Source organism: Corynebacterium coyleae (genome assembly GCF_030408635.1).
Lineage (GTDB): Bacteria > Actinomycetota > Actinomycetes > Mycobacteriales > Mycobacteriaceae > Corynebacterium > Corynebacterium coyleae.
The window spans coordinates 209,567-226,442 of the sequence record NZ_CP047198.1; the positions used below are offsets into that span (position 1 = coordinate 209,567).

A 16,876-nucleotide genomic window follows, 5' to 3' on the forward strand; every position below is an offset into this window, starting at 1 on the left:
CTGTCAGCCAGTCATGGTGACCAACGCGCCGAGCAGCTTCAGCGCGGCGTGCTTGTCCAGCGGCTGGTTGCCGTTGCCGCACTTCGGCGATTGCACACACGACGGACAGCCGTCTTTGCAGCCGCAGGACCGCACCGTTTCGTAGGTCGCGGCGATCCACTCGTGGAAGCGGGCGAAGCCCTCGTCGGCAAAGCCCGCGCCGCCGGGGTGGCCGTCGTAGACAAACACCGTGGGCAGCATCGTGTCCTGGTGCAACGCGGTGGACACGCCGCCGATGTCCCACCGATCGCACGTGGCCAAAAGGGGCAGCAGGCCGATCGCGGCATGCTCCGCGGCGTGCAGCGCGCCGGGGATCTCGCCAGCCGTAATACCCAGTTTGTCCAGCACCATCGGGTCGATCGTGTACGCCACCGCGCGGGTGACTAGGCGTTGCTCGGGCAGGTCGAGGGGGATGTGTTCGGAGACGGTGCCGTCGGCAAGCCGGACGACATAGCCGGTGACACGGTCGATGACCTCCACGTCCACACTGGCCACCCACAGTCCCGGCGACGGGTTTTCCAGATCTGTCGGCTCGCCAAGGATCGTGATGTCGGTCGTGGAGCGCGCCTGCGTGGAGTAATCCGGCCGCTCCGGCGCGACCAGCGCCACGTAATCGTCCAGGTCTAGCGACTGCACCACAAAGTATTCGCCCTGGTGGATGTACACCGCGCCGTCGTGCACCTGGCTCATCGCACGCCCCGCGTCCACGGTGCCCAACAGCCGCCCGTCGGTCACGTCGACGATCATGACTTCCTCACCCACGCCTCCGCGAATGCTTACCGACGAATGCGCCGTCTCCGGAGTGACCTCCCCCTCCAACTGGGGCACCGCAAACCACCCCTGCGGCCGGCGGCGTAGCAACCCCTCGGCGGTCAGGTCGTTGACCACGTCGGTGGCGTTGAAGGCGGCGACGTCGTCGTCGCTAAGCGGACGCTCCACCGCCGCGCAGTACATGTGCCCGCGCAGGATGTAGGGGTTGGCCGGGTTGAACACGCTGTTTTCCACCGGCCGGCCCAACAGTGCTTCGGGGTGGTGAACCAGGTACGTATCCATCGGCTCGTCGCGCGCCACCATCACCACCACGGAGCCCTGGCCACGCCGGCCCGCGCGCCCGGCCTGCTGGCGAAAGGATGCCACCGTGCCCGGAAACCCCGCCATGACCACCGCGTCCAAGCCCCCGACGTCGATGCCAAGCTCAAGCGCGTTCGTCGTGGCCACGCCAAGCAGATCGCCGTTATCCAGACGCTGCTCGAGGGCGCGGCGATCCTCCGCGAGGTAGCCGGCGCGGTAGGAGGCGACACGCTCGGCGAAATCCGCCCGGCCCGCCACCACCAGGTCCTCCTGCGCGCGCATGGCCACCGTCTCCGCGGCGCGGCGCGAGCGCACAAACGTCAACGTGCGCGCACCCTGCAACAGCAACGTCGACATGATCGACGCCGCCTCCGTCGTCGCCGGGTACCGCACCGGCGCGCCGTTTTCGCCCTCGGCGCCCTCGATGAACCCCGGCTCCCACAACGCGATGGTGCGCTCGCCGGTGGGCGCCGCATCTTCCGTCACCGCAACAACCTCGCGCCCGCACAGCCGCGACGCCTGGCCCGCAGGATCCGCCGCGGTCGCCGAGGCGAAAATCAGCGTCGGCTCAGACCCGTACGCCTTCGCAATACGCAGCAACCTGCGCAACACCAACGACACGTTCGCCCCGAACACACCCCGGTAGGTGTGGCACTCGTCCACCACCACAAACTTCAAATGGCGCAGCAGCCGTGCCCAACGCTCGTGCGCGCCCAAAAGCCCTGCGTGCAGCATGTCCGGATTCGTAAACACATAGCGCGTGTGCTCCCGGATACCCGCCCGCGACTCCTGCGGCGTATCCCCGTCATACGGCGCCGGATGTACCGACGCAAGCGCCGCATTACCCCGCGTCATGGCAAGCGTTGCCTGCAACTGGTCCGAACCCAACGCCTTCGTCGGCGTCAGATACATCGCGCACGCCTTCTCATCCGCCGCCAACGCGGAAAGCACCGGCAACTGATAGCCCAACGACTTTCCCGACGACGTCCCCGTCGCCACCACCACATCCCGGCCCGCCCACGCCAACTCCGCGCACTGGGTTTGGTGGGCGTAGGGGAGGGTGACGGTGTCGTCGATAAGCATCTGCTTCAACCCCGGCTCCACCCACTCGGGCCACTGTCCAAACACCGCGAGACGAGCCGGCTCATGCTCCACATGCGTCACCGTCGCAGCAGGGAAACGCTGCGCAAGCACCGAAACGAGCTCATCGCCAAAACCAGAAACCATGATGGTGAGCCACTTTAGCCGGGCCAAAGCAGTGCCCCCGACAACAAATCGTGGCAGACTGGGCAACGGTCACAGATTTTGTGTGCGCCTCATCAGGTGCTCGCGAGGATTGTGCACGCGGGCACCAGGACCAAACAGGCCCTGGTGGACGACAAAAACATGCAACATTTTGAAAGGTTTCACCATGGCAACCGGAACTGTTAAATGGTTCAACGCCGAAAAGGGCTTCGGCTTCATCGCACCCGACGACGGCTCCGCCGACGTCTTTGTCCACTACTCCGAAATTCAGGGTTCCGGCTTCCGCACCCTCGAAGAAAACCAGCAGGTCGAGTTTGAGGTCGGCGAAGGCGCCAAGGGCCCGCAGGCCCAGCAGGTTCGCGCCCTCTAAAACAGCGCGATTCCCCCGGACGGCACACCCGACCGGGGGAAATTTTTATGCCTACACCGCGCTAATGCCGCGGCGCACGTCTGAACGCTCGAAGATCTGGTTCTGCAGCTTCTGAATCACAAACCCCACAAGCGAACCCAGCACTACACCCAGCACCATGCCCAGAAGCGGATACTGCTGCAGGAGCGTGCCACCCAAATAGCCCATGCCGACACTCAGGCAGGCCCACAGGATCACGCCGATGGTGTCGAAAAAGAAGAACTTAAACCAGTTGTAACGCACCGACCCCAGCACAATCGTGGCCACCCAACGCGCCCACGGGAGGAAACGCGCAACAATAATCATCGCGCCCGCACCCCGGTTCATGTTGGCCCGCACCCACGTAATCGCCTGGCCAGCCTTCGAATCCGGATCCAACCTATCCACCCGGTGAATCAACTTCGCGCCTAGGGCGAAACAAATATTGTCGCCGATAATCGCACCGATAATCGCCGCGATGATCACACCCCACACGTTCGGCACACCACGCGACGCGGAAAACGCACCAGCCAGATTCAACACGGTTTCAGACGGCACCACCGGCGCCAACGCATCCGAAACGATCAGCAACACGACGAGTGGGTAAAAGATCGGCAACCCCATCAACGTATGCAAAAACTCAATGAGTGAATCGACCACGCTGCGTCCTCCTTTCCACCCCAACAACTCCGCGCCAGGGCACCAACGCAGTGTAATGCCAGGGGCGAGAAAATCCCCCGTCCGTATAACCATGTGCTAGTTGTCTGATAAGAATGAGGAAGTTTTACCGCTCATACGCTTAGTGGGAATCGAGGAAAGGTCAGCGTGACTGCAAACGGCAAGACTCTCGTGATCGTGGAGTCCGCGACAAAGGCGAAGAAGATACAGAAGTATCTCGGCGACGATTACATCGTGGAAGCATCGGTGGGCCACATCCGTGACCTGCCGGGCCGTGCCGCCGACATCCCCGCGAAGTACAAAAACGAGCCGTGGGCAAAACTCGGCGTCAACCCGGAAAAGGGTTTCGACCCGATCTACGTCGTGTCCGCCGACAAGAAAAAGAAGGTCACCGACCTGCGCGCCAAGCTCAAGCAGGCCGACAAACTCCTGCTGGCAACAGACCCGGACCGCGAAGGTGAAGCGATCGCGTGGCACCTGCTTGAAACCCTTAAGCCGAAGGTGCCGGTAGAGCGCATGGTGTTCAACGAGATCACCGAATCTGCCATCCGCGAAGCCGCCGAAAACACCCGCGAGCTCGACATGGATCTTGTCGACGCCCAAGAGACCCGCCGCATCCTCGACCGCCTCTACGGCTACGAAGTTTCCCCCGTGCTGTGGAAGAAAGTCATGCCGCGACTGTCCGCCGGCCGCGTCCAATCCGTGGCCACCCGCGTCATCGTCGAGCGCGAACGCGAGCGCATGGCGTTCATCGCCGCCGAATACTGGGACTTGGTTGCTTCGCTCGCCCACTCCTCCGAAGAATTTGACGCCAAGCTCGTCTCCCTCGACGGCAAGCGCATCGCCCAGGGCCGCGACTTCAATGACCGGGGAGAGTTGGTGTCGGATGCGGTGGTCGTCGATAAGCAAAAGGCGCATGCGCTTGTCGACGACCTCGGCACCGCACCGATGCACGTCACCGCAGTGGAAGAAAAGCCCTACTCGCGCAAACCCTACGCACCGTTCATGACCTCGACGCTGCAGCAAGAAGCCGGCCGCAAACTCCACTTCACCTCCGCGCGCACCATGCGCATCGCGCAACGCCTGTACGAAAACGGCCACATCACCTACATGCGTACAGACTCCACCTCCCTGTCCAAGCAGGGCCTGGACGCCGCACGCGCCGCAGCACGCGAGCTCTACGGTGCCGACTACGTCTCCGCCAAGCCGCGCGTCTACGACCGCAAGGTGAAAAACTCCCAGGAAGCCCACGAGGCGATCCGCCCCGCCGGCGAACGCTTCGCCACCCCCGGGCAGCTGGCGGGCGCGCTGGACGCCGAAGAGTTCAAGCTCTACGAACTGATCTGGCAGCGCACCGTCGCCTCCCAAATGGAAGACGCACGCGGCAACTCCACCAAGATCACCATCGCCGCCGACGCCGCCGGTGAGGCTTGCGAGTTCACCGCAACCGGCCGCACCGTCACCTTCCCCGGCTGGCTGCGCGCCTACTCCGACCGCCAGTCCAACGAAACCCGCCTGCCGCAACTGGCCAAGGGCGACGAACTGACCACCAAGTCCGTCACCGCGGACGGCCACACCACCAACCCGCCTGCGCGCTACAACGAAGCGTCGCTGGTGAAGAAGATGGAAGAACTCGGCATCGGCCGCCCGTCCACCTACGCGTCCATCATCAAGACCATCCAAGACCGCGGCTACGTTGTCGTCCGCGGCAACGCACTCGTGCCGTCCTGGGTGGCGTTCTCCGTCGTCGGGCTGTTGGAAAACAACTTCGACGCGCTCGTCGACTACGACTTCACCTCCTCCATGGAAGACGAACTCGACGAAATCGCCCACGGCAACCAAGACCGCACCAAGTGGCTCACCGGCTTCTACTTCGGCGACGCCGACGCCAAGGAATCCATGGCCCAAGCCCTCGCACGCCGCGGCGGCCTGAAGCACATGATCGAGAACAACCTCGAATCCATCGACGCGCGCGCCGCGAACTCGCTGAAACTTTTCGACGACGCCGAAGGCCGACCCGTCGTCGTCCGCGTCGGCCGCTACGGCCCCTACATCGAACGCGTCGTCGGTAAGACCGCCGAAGGCGAGCCCGAATACCAGCGCGCCAACCTGCCCGAATCCGCAACCCCGGACGAAATCACGCTCGAGATGGCCGAGAAGCTCTTCGCCACCCCCCAGTCCGGCCGCGAACTGGGGGAGAACCCTGCCAATGGGCGTGTGGTCGTCGCAAAGGAAGGGCGCTTCGGCCCATATGTCACCGAGCTCGTGCGTGACGACGAACGCACCACCGCCGAAGCCAGCGCCGAAGAAATCATCGCCGCCGAGCGCGCCGAAGAGGACAAACAGCGCGCCGAAGAAGGCAAACGCGCAAAGAACTGGGAAACCAAAACCGCCGCCGCGCAGAAGGAAAAGCGCATGGCGCAGCTTGTCGACGAGCAGTTAAAGCCCGCCACCGCCTCCCTCTTCGCGTCGATGGAACCAGCAACGGTCACGCTCGAGGAAGCACTGAAACTGCTGTCGCTGCCGCGCGAAGTCGGCGTCGACCCCGCCGACGGCGAAGTCATCACCGCCCAAAACGGCCGCTACGGCCCATACCTGAAGAAGGGCACCGACTCGCGCTCGCTCGCGTCCGAAGACCAGATCTTCTCCATCACCCTGGAAGAAGCCCGCCGCATCTACGCCGAACCGAAACGCCGCGGCCGCGCCGCCGCCAAGCCACCATTGAAGATGCTTGGCGACAACGACGTCTCCGGCAAACCCATGACCGTCAAAGACGGCCGCTTCGGCCCATACGTCACCGACGGCGAAACCAACGCGTCCCTCCAACGCGGCGACACGCCAGAGACGATGACGGACCAGCGCGCCAACGAACTGCTCTCCGCGCGCCGCGCCCGCGAAGCCGAAAACGGCGGCAAGAAAGCCACCAAGAAAAAGGCGAAAAAGGCGACAAAGAAGAAAGCAACCAAGCGCGTAGCCAAGCCGAAGCAGACCACAAAACGCGTGGTCAAAGCTCGCAAGCGCTGAGGAATGCACAATATAGTGGACAATTCCTTTACAAGGGTTGTGCTGTGCGCTTAGCGTGCATGGCATGACATTTCGCGAGATTCTCGAGGCCCTGGCGCACGCCGACATCAGCGTGCTCCAGGGTTTCGACGAGTCCGCGCCCGCCTTCGCCGCCCTCGATCCCGCCCTGAAACGCAAGTGGGCGCAGGCGCACGCCACCTACTTCGGCGCGACGAAGTTCACCCGCAAGCAGGCCGACGCGCGCCGCTTGGCCGCCGGGATGCCGCTCGACCAGATCTGCCTGCTTGAGCGCAAACTTGCCGCCGTCGCCGACCTTGCCGAGCGCTGGCGCCTCCGCCTCGAACTGTTGCGCTTCCGGGGCTCCTACAAAGCGCTGTCGCGGCGTATCGACGACACCATCACCACCCCGAAACCCACCCCCAAGAAGCAGTGCCGCTTCTCCAAATCGCGCGCTGGGATGCGCAACATGTCGCTGACCTACTCCGAGCGCGACATCGCCGATTTGGAGCACCTGCTGCGTTCGCTCATCGACCCGTCACTGCCCGCCGCCGAGCAAATGGCCGACGCGTTGGTCAGCCTGCTGCGCGGTGGCGCTGGGGGTGCTGATGGCGCTGATGGTGTCGGCGGCGCCGGGAGTGCTCACGGGGCTGGCGCCGGGGTCGCCATGCCGTATGCCGCCCCGCGCCCCATCATCCTGGTGCCGCTGCCGGAGTGGACCCGCATCCAGTCCGGCCACGGCGACGAAGTGGAGCTCATTCTTACCGACGGCACCACCATGACCGGCGCCGAATTCCTCGCTCGGAAGTTCGGCGCCGACCTGGAAGTCGCCGCGTTCCACCCTGCAGAGGGGGCGGTGAACCTCTACCGGGCGAAGCGCTTTGCTAACGACAAGCAGCGCACGTTGGCGTCGATGATGTCGCCGACCTGCCCGGTACCCGGCTGCCGTCACGGAGCCGATCACTGCGAAATCCACCACATCACCGCCTGGCGACACGGCGGGGAAACCAACCTGGCCAACCTCGTGCCCCTGTGCAGTTACCACAACGGCACCAATGACGACGACCCGTGGATCGTCAGACGAGGCCGAATATGCATCCGCGACGGCATCCCAGTGTGGGTGTCACCCAACGGATACGAAGTGCCGAACGACACCCCCGGAGCCATGCAGCTCCTGTTCGGAAACAACTGACCGGGCGCGAGTTCGCGCGCCCGCAGGCCTGAGTCCTGCCGCGCTGCGCTGGGCTGCTGCCACGCTGGGCTGGCGGCGCTGCGCTGCGGCGCTGGGCTGCTGCCACGCTGGGCTGGCGACGCTGCGCTGGGCTGGCGCCGGGGAAGCCCTAGGAGCGGTCCGCCATTGTGGAGCGCACCGGGCGCGCCAACTGCGTCATCTTGTTGCGCCCGCGCAACTCCACCGACTTCATCAGCGTCCAGCGCTGCTGCTCAACCTCGTTCGCCGCGCGCAGGGTTGCGGCGTTGGTCAGCACCATGCCCGGGGTGTCCTTCGCCAGGTCGGTGAGGCGGGCGGCGCCGTTGACGGCGTCACCGATCACGGTGTACTCGAAACGATCCTTGCCACCGATGTGGCCAGCGACCACGTGGCCCGAGGCGACACCGATGCCGGCCTTCAGTTCGAAGCCTTCCAAGCCGCGCTGGATTTCGCGGGCGGCTTGGAGGGCGTGCGAGGCGGCGTCGTGAAGCGAAACTGGCGCTCCGAACACCGCAAGCGCCGCATCGCCCTGGAACTTATTAATCACGCCCTTGTTACGGTGCACCACCTCAACGACAACCTCGAAGAACTCGTTGAGCGCCTCCACGACCTCCTCCGGGGTGTGCTGGACGGTGTAGGTGGTGGAACCGACGACGTCGATAAACAGCACCGCGACCCTGCGTTCCTCGCCGCCGAGCTGCGGGCGCTCCTCCAGCGCCTTCTGCGCGACCTCAGCACCGACGTACTTGGCAAACACGTCGCGAACACGCTGGCGGTCCTGCAGACCCCGCATCATCTCGTTAAAGCCAGCTTGGAGGACACCGATCTCGGAGCCGTCGTAAATGTCCACCTGCGTGTCGCCCTCACCGCGGCGCACACGGTTGATGGCGACCTGCAGCTCCTTAATCGGATCGACGACGATCACCGTCGCAAACGACGTCCCCACAAACCCCGTGAAAATACCTGCTGCGATCAGCGCCACGATCGCCGCCGTCATCTCACCCGGGGTGTCCCGGAAGTAGCCGACGCGCTGTGCCACAGCCAGCAGCAGCACCCCGACCATCGGCACGGCGGAGGTGGTGAACCACGTCAGCATCAACCGAGACGCGATCGGCGGCTGGAGCGTCGAATCCTCGAACCGCCGCGCCAGCGCCGACGCCGCAATCGGACGCACGAGACGCTCCGCCTGCAGATACGTGAGCACCGACACCACAAAACACGTCAGGATGGTGGTGGCGAGGACGACGATGCCCAGGGGGACGTCGACAAGCAACGTGCGCACCGTGACAATCGCAATGCCCAACCCCCACACCGCAACAACGATGATCGTCTGCAACACCGGCAAACGCATCACCAAATGCCGCACCATGTTCGGATCATGATCATCCGGGCGCCGCTGCCACTCCAGCACCGGCCGGAACAGGAAAAACGTGACGATCATGCCGAGCACAACAGCGATCGCCGCATACAACACCCCGATAAACCCAAGCTGGCCGTTGAGGCCTAACTCGTTGACGGCATCCATCGGGATGAGGAAGCGCACGAACAACATGCAGCCCACGGCGCCGAGCAGGTTGGTGCCCAGCACCGTCGCGGCATAGAGAGGCCACGACGTGCCCCAAAGCCACTGCAGCTCGCGCCAGATACGTTCCATGGTCTATCACCTTAGCGCGCGGGTACTCTGGTCACCTGTGACTACCCGCAGCGTTAGTGAGCGTTTGGCTGGCACCCCGGCGGTGCGCGACATCATCTTGTCGGCGGCTGCCACGGCGAGGGGGCAGGGGGATGCGTATGCGATGACGCATGCGTGGCTGTTTACGGGCCCTCCGGGCTCGGGGCGGTCGAATGCGGCGTTGGCGTTTGCGGCGGCGTTGATGTGTGAGAACCCGGACGAGATTGGGTGTGGGCGGTGTAAGGGGTGCCGTGATGCGTTGGCGGGGTCGCATACGGATTTGGTGCATGTGGTGCCGCATACGTCGACGATCAAGGTTGATTTTGTGCGTGATGAGATCGTCGCAAAGGCAGCTCGCTTACCGACGGTCGCCCCCTGGCGCGTTGTCATCATCGAAAACGCGGACCGCCTGGCCACGTCGATCACCACCGCGCCGGCTGACGCGCTGTTGAAGACGGTGGAGGAACCGCCGGAGCGCACCGTGATCATCATGTGTGCGCCGTCGACGGATCCGCAGGACTTTTCGCAGACACTGCGTTCGCGCTGCCGGCATGTGTATGTGCCGTCGCCGTCGGAGGATGAGTTGGTGCGCATTCTCGTCGAGGAGGAGGGGGCGTCGGAGCATGATGCGCGCCTGGCGGCGGTGTCGTCGCTACGCCATATTGGCCGGGCGCGGTTGTTGGTGCGTTCGGAGGCGATTCAGCAGCGTCGTGCGATGGCGATCAACTTGGCCGAGTTGGTGTTTCACGGCCCGCAGGCGTTTCAGGCGGTGGGGTCGTTGCTGAAGGCGGCGGAGAAGGAGGCCGTCGAGGCGCATAAAGCTGACGACGAAGCCGAGCGGGCCAAGCTCGAAAACGCCCTCGGTATGGGTGCGAAGGGGAAGGGGGCGGCGAAGGCGCTGCGGTCGGTGGCGTCGTCGGTGCGTCAGTTGGAAGAGGAGCAGAAGCGTCGTGGCACGCGCCGCAAGCGCGACATGTTGGATTTGGTTCTGGTGGACTTGGCGGGGGTGTACCGGGATGCGATGGTGGTGCAGTCGGGCGCCGAGGTCGGTCTGACGCACCCGGATTTTGAGGAGCTCGCGCGTGAGATTGCCGGCCAGGTGTCGGCGGAGGGGCTCGTGGAGTGCCTCGAGGCGATCGGGCAGTGCCGCGAGCGCCTGGACCAGAACGTGACTCCGGCGGTGGCGTTCAACGGCATGATTGGCCGCATAAGGCTCGCGTGCAACGTGTCTTAACCTGCGGGTTTCGCAGGTCGCGCCCGCTAGGTTAAGCTGTCTTCCCGGTGCAGCATTGCTGCCCGGCCACCTTAGCTCAGTCGGCAGAGCGTCTCACTCGTAATGAGAAGGTCGCGAGTTCGATTCTCGCAGGTGGCTCGCACAAAAGCCCAGGTAAAACGGTGTTTTACCTGGGCTTTCTTTTCGTTTCGCGCGCTCCGGGTTGGCGCAAGTTGTCCCTGTTATTACCGAGCTGAAACCGAGCTGGGACCGAGCATGAAAAACGATTGCTAGGGTGATCGCTGTGCTCCACGCCTTCATTGATGAATCCGAACATCGGGATGAATATTTCACCCTCACAGCGTTGATTGTGACTGAGGAAAACCTGCCTCACCTTGAGCATGAACTTCATGTGTTACTCGCGGAATATGCGGTGACAACGCAGCACATTGACATCAACGCTGAGTTTCACGGATACGACATCATGCAGCAAAAGCGTGAATGGAATGGCGTTCCCCTTAGGGTTGCGACTTCGATCTATCTCAAGGCGTTAGGGATCATTAACCGGTGGGCATCGGCCATGTTTGTGGAGACGATTGACAGGCGTGCTCAGGAGAAGAAATATCGCTACGCATTTAACGCTCGTCGAGTAGCAATCAGTTACATTCTCGAGAGAGTTAATACATACGCGTACACGCACAATGAAGTGGCGAAATGCTATCTCGATGATCACTACACCGCGCCTGAAGGTCGTAAAGAATTTGTTGAGTACAAGGCCAAGGGTACGTTCGGATATAAGAGTTCGAAGCTCGCAAACATCGAAGAGCATGCGTGGTCTCCAGGCTGCAGATCTTTGTTGTTATGTCTATCAGCGTCATCTTCATGTGAAGACTGGAAACGTGCGGATGCTCAAAACGCAAGCCAAAATGTGGAGTGCGATTAATGACATTGCACAGCTCGGGATACAAAGGGTCTGGCCCTAGGCGCACAAAGACCCCGCACTAGGCGGGGGCTCCGGCAATGTGGAGTTGCACACGACGTGCAATCTCTACGCTTCGAACAGTAATGGAAAGCCATTGGTTGGCACAAGAGGGGCGAGCCTGGGTGGCTCAATTTTTTTGCCCTAGCCCGGGCAGGAAGCGCGGTACGACTTTGCCGACGGCGTTGCGCGGCAGCTTGTCGACGAAGTGCACGTCCCGGGGGATCGAGTGATCGGCCAAGCGCGAGCGCACCCAGTCGCGGACGGCTTCCTCGGTGAGTTCGGCGGTTTTGACGACCCAGACGGCGATGCGTTTGAAGGTGTCGTCGTCGTCGACGCCGTGGGCGTAGACCTCGCCGATGCCGGGCATGTCTTCGAGGACTTCCACCACGGATTGGGGGTGGACGTTTTCGCCGCCGACGATGATCATGTCGTCGCTACGCGATTGCACGTGGAGGTAGCCGTCGGCGTCGATGTAGCCGAGGTCGCCCATTTCGATGAGCCCGTCGATTTCGACGGTGGGGGTGTTCGGGTTGGTGTAGCCGCGCAGGGCGGTTTCGTTGTGGAGGAAGATGCGGCCGGTTTGGCCGGTGGGGGTTTCGCGGCCGTTGTCATCGTAAATTTTGAGCACGGTGCCGGGCGCAATTTTGCCGACGGTGGTGGGGTCGGCCTGCATTTGTTCGGGGGATGCGGCGGCGGCGAGGGCGAGTTCGGTGGAGCCGTAGATGTTGGCCAGGATGGGGCCGAAGCGTTCGGTGGTGTGGCGCAGTAGCGACGGGGTGACGGCGTTGCCGGCGGTGGCGAGGTAGCGCAGCGACGAGGTGTCGTAGTTTTCGTCGAGGTCCAGCATGTGTTTGAAGAAGATCGGCGAGGAGATGAGGCCGTCGCAGCGGAATGCTTCGATTTGGCGGAAGCAGTTTTCGGGGTCGAATTCGCGTTGCGTCACGATGGTGGAGCGGGTCGCCAGCGCGACTTGCAGGGCGGACCAGCCCCAGGTGTGGAAGATGGATGCGGTGAGTTGGATGGTGTCGCCGGCGCGCCAGGGGATTGCTTCGAGGTATCCGGCGACCACGAATGGCAGGCGTGGTTCGGGGCGCACGATGCCTTTGGGGATGCCGGTGGTGCCGGAGCTCATGAGGACGAGGTTGCCGTGTTTGGGCCAGAGGGGCAGTCGCTTGTCGACGACCCCTTTCACCACCACGTCCTCATATGCGCGCACTACGGGTATGTGGGGGATGTCGTTGGGGATGCGGTCGGCGAACTCGTCGTCGATAAAGAGGATGTTGATGTCGTTTTCGGCGATGATGCCGCGCAGTTGCTCGGTGGAGGAGCCGATGTTGAGTAGGAAGATGTGGCCTCCGGTGTAGCCCTTGGCGCCGAGGGGTAGGACGATGCCGCGGCCGTTGCGGGCCATGACGCCGATGCGGAGTTCGTCGAGGCCGCGCTCTTCTTTCTGGGCCAGCAGCCACTTGGCTACGGTGCGGGAGTCTTCGCGCAGTTGGCGGTAGGTCAGCGCCCCGGTGTCGTCGATAAGAGCGAGGCGATCGGGCACTGCTGCGGCGCCTTGTTCGATTTCGCGGGCGGTGGTGAACCAGTAGCGCGCGAGATTCGGGATGAGTGCGAGCGCTGCGCGGGGGCCGCCTTCGGCGCTGATGATGCCGGCGCGTGTAACGGCGGGCACGAATCGCGCGAAAGACTTCAGTAAGAACAGCGGACGATGGGTGGGACGCATGAGGATAATGTAGCCTACCGATACGTAAGTGTCTCGCGTGAAAGGATTTTCGTGTCTGTTTTCCGACGTCTCGCAGCCGCCTTTGTGGCCGCTGCCGCCCTCGTCGCCCCACTGACCCCGGCCGCCCACGCGCAGGAGCGCAACATGGTCATCTTCGGCGACTCCGTTATTTCCGACCCCAACATGGGCCAGTGGGCCGCCGGCAAACTCGGCCTCGACCCGCGCGGGCGCTCCGACAACGGCACCTGGTGCCCGACCTCCGCCACGAACTGGGGCAAGCGCTCCGCCGCGAAACTCGGTCTGCCTGCGCGTGACTACTCCTGCACCGGCGTGGTCACCATTTCGAAGGGGCCGGGCTTCTTCCAGCAGGTTGACCGCGCCATCGCGGACCGCGGCCTGTCGCCAGCAACCGCACGCGTGATCATCTCCGTCGGGTTCAACGACACGTACAACAACAATTCGCGCCCCGACGCCGACATCCGCCGCGACTTCACCCGCTACATGGTTCCGCAGATCAACCGCATCCGCGCCGCCGCCCCGAACGCGCGCATCCAGATCGTCGGCTACCCGAAGGTCACTGCCGGCGACCGCGTGTGCCTGTTCCACATCGCCCCGAATGCCTCCGATTGGACGCGCTTCCAGGAAGTTCAGCGTTGGGAGAACCTCGCCCAGTGGATGCAGGTCGACGCCGCTCGCGCCGCCCGCGTCGAATTCCTAGACCTGAAACCGTCCACGATGAACAACAACATGTGCGCCCCGGATAACCAGCGCATGTGGGCTGGCCTGGTCGATTTCTACGGCGGCCCGGGCAACCTGCCGATCCACGTGAACCAGCGTGGCCACGAGCACGTGGCAAATATCATCGCCCGCTCCTAGTCTGGGAGGGCATGACACAGACTGTTCAAGGAGTAATCGCCCGTTCCAAGGGCGCGCCCGTCGAGGTTGTGGACATTGTGATCCCCGACCCCGGCCCAAACGATGTTGTGGTCAAGGTTCAGGCCACCGGTGTGTGCCACACGGACCTGGCCTACCGCGACGGTGATATTGAGGATGCGTTCCCGTTCCTGCTCGGCCACGAAACGGCCGGCGTCGTCGAAACGGTTGGCTCGGATGTCACCCACGTCGAGCCCGGCGATTTCGTCGTGCTGAACTGGCGCGCAGTCTGCGGCGAGTGCCGCGCCTGTCGCAAGGGGGACACGAAGAACTGCTTCAACACCCACAACGCGTCCCAGCGCATGACGCTTGTCGACGACACCCCGCTCACCCCAGCCTTAGGCATCGGCTCCTTCGCCGAGAAGACCCTCGTGCACGAGAAGCAGTGCACCAAGGTGGATCCGGAAGCCGACCCGGCCGCGGCGGGCCTGCTCGGCTGCGGCATCATGGCCGGCCTGGGCGCCGCGGTGAACACCGGTGAGGTGCAGCGTGGCGAGTCCGTCGTCGTGTTCGGCCTCGGCGGCGTAGGTCTTGCGGCCGTGGCGGGTGCTGCGCTGGCGGGGGCGTCGACGGTGGTTGCGGTGGACGTCGATAAGCGAAAGTGCGATGCCGCGACCGAGAAGTTCGGCGCAACCCACGCCATCTGCTCCAAGGACATGAGCGAAGACGACGTCATCGAGGCCGTGCGCGACCTCACCGGCGGCTTCGGCGCCGACGTCGCCATCGACGCCGTAGGCATCCAGCCCACCTGGCGCCAGGCGTTCTACTCGCGCGACCTCGCCGGCCGCATGGTCATGGTGGGCGTGCCCAACCAGACCGACCACGTGGACATCCCCGCGATCGACCTGTACGCCCGCGGCGGCTCCATCAAACCGGCCTGGTACGGCGACTGCCTGCCGGAGCGCGACTTCCCCACGTACGTTGAGCTGTACAAGCAGGGACGGTTCCCGCTCGGCGAGTTCGTCTCCGAACGCATTGGTGTGGGCGACATCGAAGAATCGTTTGACAAGATGAAGCGCGGCGACGTGCTGCGAAGCGTAGTGGAGTTCTAAATGCGTATCGACAACGTCATCACATCAGGTCTGTTCAAACTCGACGGCGGCGAATGGGAGGTGGACAACAACGTCTGGATCGTCGGCGACGACTCCGAGGTCTACATCATCGACGCCGCCCACAACGCCCAGGCCATCGCCGACGCGGTGGGCAACCGTCGCGTGAAGGGCATCCTGGCCACCCACGGCCACTCCGACCACATCGACGCCGCCCCCGAACTGTCCCGCCTCGTGAACGCCCCGGTGTACCTGCATCCCACCGACGGGTTCCTCTGGCAGCGCGAGAACCCAGGCGCGCACTACCGCCCGCTTCTCGACGGCGCCACCTTCGACATCGCCGGCACCGAACTACGCGTCATGTCCACCCCCGGCCACTCGCCGGGCTCCGTGGTCATCTACGCCGAGGAAGCCGGCGAACTCTTCTCCGGCGACACCCTCTTCCAGGGCGGGCCGGGCGCGACGGGACGATCCTTCTCGTCGTTTGACACCATCATCCACTCCCTGCAGAAGTCCGTCCTGGACCTGCCGCCGGAGACGGTCGTGCGCACCGGCCACGGCGACCACACCACGATTGGCGACGAAGCCCCGCACCTCGAGGAGTGGATCCGCCGCGGGTTCTAATCGCGTTCGGGCGCCTCGGCGTTCTGCAGCGCTACCGCTCGGGCGAGGCGCGCGTAGCGCAGTTCCTGTTCGCGGAAGCGGGTCCAGGTGGAGATCGTCGTAAAGAAAAATGCGATGACCAGCAGGTAAAGCATCAGGTCCGTGCCGCGGTCCACGCCGAGCCAGTTGGCCAGCACGGTCACATCGTCGGGGCGAACGATCGCCCACACGGCGGCGAGGATCATCAGCACGAAACCCAACTTCACCCACGCCTTCGCGTTCGCCTTGCGGCGGTTGGCGAAAAAGAACCACGCCAGCGCCACAATGGCCAGCAGCAACAACGCCTGAATCATGGCAGCCTCCTAGCGACCAGCCCATCCGCAAGGATGTTCACCCCGTTGATCAACGATTGCCCCTTGGACATGGAGTATTCGGTGTAGAGAATATCCACCGGCTCTTCGTCGACGCGCCAGCCGAACTTCTCGATCATGGTGACGATCTCCGAAGCGTGCGACATCCCGTTCATACGGATGTTCATCTCGTCGGCGACCTTCTTGTTAAACGCGCGCAGCCCGTTGTGCGCGTCCGACAGGCCGAGTTTGCGGGTGCGCGGCGACAGCATCACCACCGTTTTCAGCACGACGCGCTTAATCCACGGCACCTGCGAGTTGTCTTGGCCCGCAAACCGCGTACCGACGACAATATCCAGCGGCTCCGTCCGCAACCGCTCAACCATGCGCGCCACGTCCTTGACCTGGTGCTGGCCGTCGGCGTCGAAGGTGACAAAGTACTTCGCGCCGGGCTGCGCACGCGCGTACTCCACGCCGGTCTGGATCGCTGCACCTTGGCCGAGGTTCACCGGGTGGTTGACCAGGTGGGCGCCGGCGGCGCGGATTTGTTCGGCGGAGTTGTCGTGGGATCCGTCGTTGACGGCGACGATGTTGGGGAAGGTTTCGCGGGCGTGGCTGAGCACGTCGAAAATGACCGTGCCCTCGTTGTAACAAGGCACGATCAGCCAAGTGTCTGAAAATCCGGTCATGTCG

At 63.7% G+C, this 16,876-nt stretch carries 14 protein-coding genes and 1 tRNA gene; 9 read left to right on the forward strand and 6 right to left on the reverse strand.

Going from position 1 to position 16,876, the window contains the following annotated elements; all coding sequences use genetic code 11:
* Nucleotides 1-3 precede the first annotated feature (3 nt).
* Nucleotides 4-2,337, reverse strand: a complete 2,334-nt coding sequence (locus CCOY_RS00940) for a DEAD/DEAH box helicase (protein ID WP_092101254.1) — start codon at nucleotides 2,335-2,337, stop codon at nucleotides 4-6.
* A gap of 184 nt (nucleotides 2,338-2,521) precedes the next feature.
* On the opposite strand from CCOY_RS00940, the gene CCOY_RS00945 reads away from it, so the two are divergent.
* Nucleotides 2,522-2,725 carry a cold-shock protein gene (locus tag CCOY_RS00945; protein ID WP_070421537.1) on the forward strand — a complete coding sequence of 68 codons (204 nt, stop codon included), beginning with the start codon at nucleotides 2,522-2,524 and terminating at the stop codon, nucleotides 2,723-2,725.
* 51 nt (nucleotides 2,726-2,776) lie between these two features.
* On the opposite strand, the gene CCOY_RS00950 is transcribed toward CCOY_RS00945, so the two are convergent.
* Complete coding sequence (locus tag CCOY_RS00950; protein WP_070570805.1) at nucleotides 2,777-3,403, reverse strand: DedA family protein; 627 nt, start codon at nucleotides 3,401-3,403, stop codon at nucleotides 2,777-2,779.
* 165 nt (nucleotides 3,404-3,568) lie between these two features.
* Between CCOY_RS00950 and topA the strand changes: the two genes are divergently transcribed.
* Entirely contained in the window at nucleotides 3,569-6,445 is a 2,877-nt protein-coding gene (topA, locus tag CCOY_RS00955) for a type I DNA topoisomerase (protein ID WP_092101256.1), read from the forward strand.
* 64 nt (nucleotides 6,446-6,509) lie between these two features.
* Nucleotides 6,510-7,634, forward strand: coding sequence for an HNH endonuclease signature motif containing protein (locus tag CCOY_RS00960; protein ID WP_092101258.1), 1,125 nt, complete (start codon nucleotides 6,510-6,512; stop codon nucleotides 7,632-7,634).
* A 148-nt stretch (nucleotides 7,635-7,782) separates the two neighbouring features.
* Here the strand turns inward: CCOY_RS00960 and CCOY_RS00965 are convergent, their stop codons facing one another.
* Nucleotides 7,783-9,306, reverse strand: coding sequence for an adenylate/guanylate cyclase domain-containing protein (locus CCOY_RS00965; protein ID WP_070421533.1), 1,524 nt, complete (start codon nucleotides 9,304-9,306; stop codon nucleotides 7,783-7,785).
* 37 nt (nucleotides 9,307-9,343) lie between these two features.
* Here CCOY_RS00965 and CCOY_RS00970 point away from each other — a divergent pair, with 37 nt between their 5' ends.
* From CCOY_RS00970 to CCOY_RS00980, 3 genes are all read left to right on the forward strand, one after another.
* Entirely contained in the window at nucleotides 9,344-10,558 is a 1,215-nt protein-coding gene (locus CCOY_RS00970) for a DNA polymerase III subunit delta' (RefSeq protein WP_244268663.1), read from the forward strand.
* Nucleotides 10,559-10,623: 65 nt separating this feature from the next.
* A tRNA-Thr gene (locus tag CCOY_RS00975) sits at nucleotides 10,624-10,696 on the forward strand.
* A gap of 136 nt (nucleotides 10,697-10,832) precedes the next feature.
* Complete coding sequence (locus CCOY_RS00980; RefSeq protein WP_167594489.1) at nucleotides 10,833-11,480, forward strand: DUF3800 domain-containing protein; 648 nt, start codon at nucleotides 10,833-10,835, stop codon at nucleotides 11,478-11,480.
* 166 nt (nucleotides 11,481-11,646) lie between these two features.
* Here the strand turns inward: CCOY_RS00980 and CCOY_RS00985 are convergent, their stop codons facing one another.
* Nucleotides 11,647-13,248, reverse strand: coding sequence for an AMP-binding protein (locus tag CCOY_RS00985; protein ID WP_092102919.1), 1,602 nt, complete (start codon nucleotides 13,246-13,248; stop codon nucleotides 11,647-11,649).
* A gap of 51 nt (nucleotides 13,249-13,299) precedes the next feature.
* Here CCOY_RS00985 and CCOY_RS00990 point away from each other — a divergent pair, with 51 nt between their 5' ends.
* The 3 genes from CCOY_RS00990 to CCOY_RS01000 are packed head-to-tail and all read left to right on the forward strand — an operon-like array spanning nucleotide 13,300 to nucleotide 15,854.
* Nucleotides 13,300-14,124 carry a GDSL-type esterase/lipase family protein gene (locus CCOY_RS00990; protein WP_070614769.1) on the forward strand — a complete coding sequence of 275 codons (825 nt, stop codon included), beginning with the start codon at nucleotides 13,300-13,302 and terminating at the stop codon, nucleotides 14,122-14,124.
* A gap of 11 nt (nucleotides 14,125-14,135) precedes the next feature.
* Nucleotides 14,136-15,233: an S-(hydroxymethyl)mycothiol dehydrogenase gene (locus tag CCOY_RS00995; protein ID WP_092101264.1), complete on the forward strand. Its 1,098-nt coding sequence runs from the start codon at nucleotides 14,136-14,138 to the stop codon at nucleotides 15,231-15,233.
* The gene (locus CCOY_RS01000; RefSeq protein ID WP_070820791.1) at nucleotides 15,234-15,854 is read left to right on the forward strand and encodes an MBL fold metallo-hydrolase; all 621 of its coding nucleotides are present in this window, start codon (nucleotides 15,234-15,236) and stop codon (nucleotides 15,852-15,854) included.
* On the opposite strand, the gene CCOY_RS01005 is transcribed toward CCOY_RS01000, so the two are convergent.
* The gene (locus tag CCOY_RS01005; RefSeq protein ID WP_070452944.1) at nucleotides 15,851-16,186 is read right to left on the reverse strand and encodes a DUF2304 domain-containing protein; all 336 of its coding nucleotides are present in this window, start codon (nucleotides 16,184-16,186) and stop codon (nucleotides 15,851-15,853) included. The genes CCOY_RS01000 and CCOY_RS01005 overlap by 4 nt on opposite strands.
* A complete protein-coding gene (gene ppgS / locus CCOY_RS01010) occupies nucleotides 16,183-16,872 on the reverse strand; it encodes a polyprenyl-phospho-N-acetylgalactosaminyl synthase PpgS (RefSeq protein WP_070482973.1) in 690 nt (229 codons plus the stop codon). Before ppgS ends, CCOY_RS01005 begins: the two co-directional genes overlap by 4 nt.
* Between the last annotated feature and the right edge of the window lie 4 nt (nucleotides 16,873-16,876).

Bases quoted from the DNA above. Each gene is read 5' to 3' on its own strand.
- CCOY_RS00995 (WP_092101264.1), top strand. From the start codon at position 14,136: ATGACACAGACTGTTCAAGGAGTAATCGCCCGTTCCAAGGGCGCGCCC.
- CCOY_RS00945 (WP_070421537.1), top strand. From the start codon at position 2,522: ATGGCAACCGGAACTGTTAAATGGTTCAACGCCGAAAAGGGCTTCGGC.
- CCOY_RS01005 (WP_070452944.1), bottom strand. From the start codon at position 16,186: ATGATTCAGGCGTTGTTGCTGCTGGCCATTGTGGCGCTGGCGTGGTTC.
- ppgS (WP_070482973.1), bottom strand. From the start codon at position 16,872: ATGACCGGATTTTCAGACACTTGGCTGATCGTGCCTTGTTACAACGAG.
- CCOY_RS00960 (WP_092101258.1), top strand. From the start codon at position 6,510: ATGACATTTCGCGAGATTCTCGAGGCCCTGGCGCACGCCGACATCAGC.
- CCOY_RS00940 (WP_092101254.1), bottom strand. From the start codon at position 2,337: ATGGTTTCTGGTTTTGGCGATGAGCTCGTTTCGGTGCTTGCGCAGCGT.
- CCOY_RS00965 (WP_070421533.1), bottom strand. From the start codon at position 9,306: ATGGAACGTATCTGGCGCGAGCTGCAGTGGCTTTGGGGCACGTCGTGG.
- CCOY_RS01000 (WP_070820791.1), top strand. From the start codon at position 15,234: ATGCGTATCGACAACGTCATCACATCAGGTCTGTTCAAACTCGACGGC.
- CCOY_RS00985 (WP_092102919.1), bottom strand. From the start codon at position 13,248: ATGCGTCCCACCCATCGTCCGCTGTTCTTACTGAAGTCTTTCGCGCGA.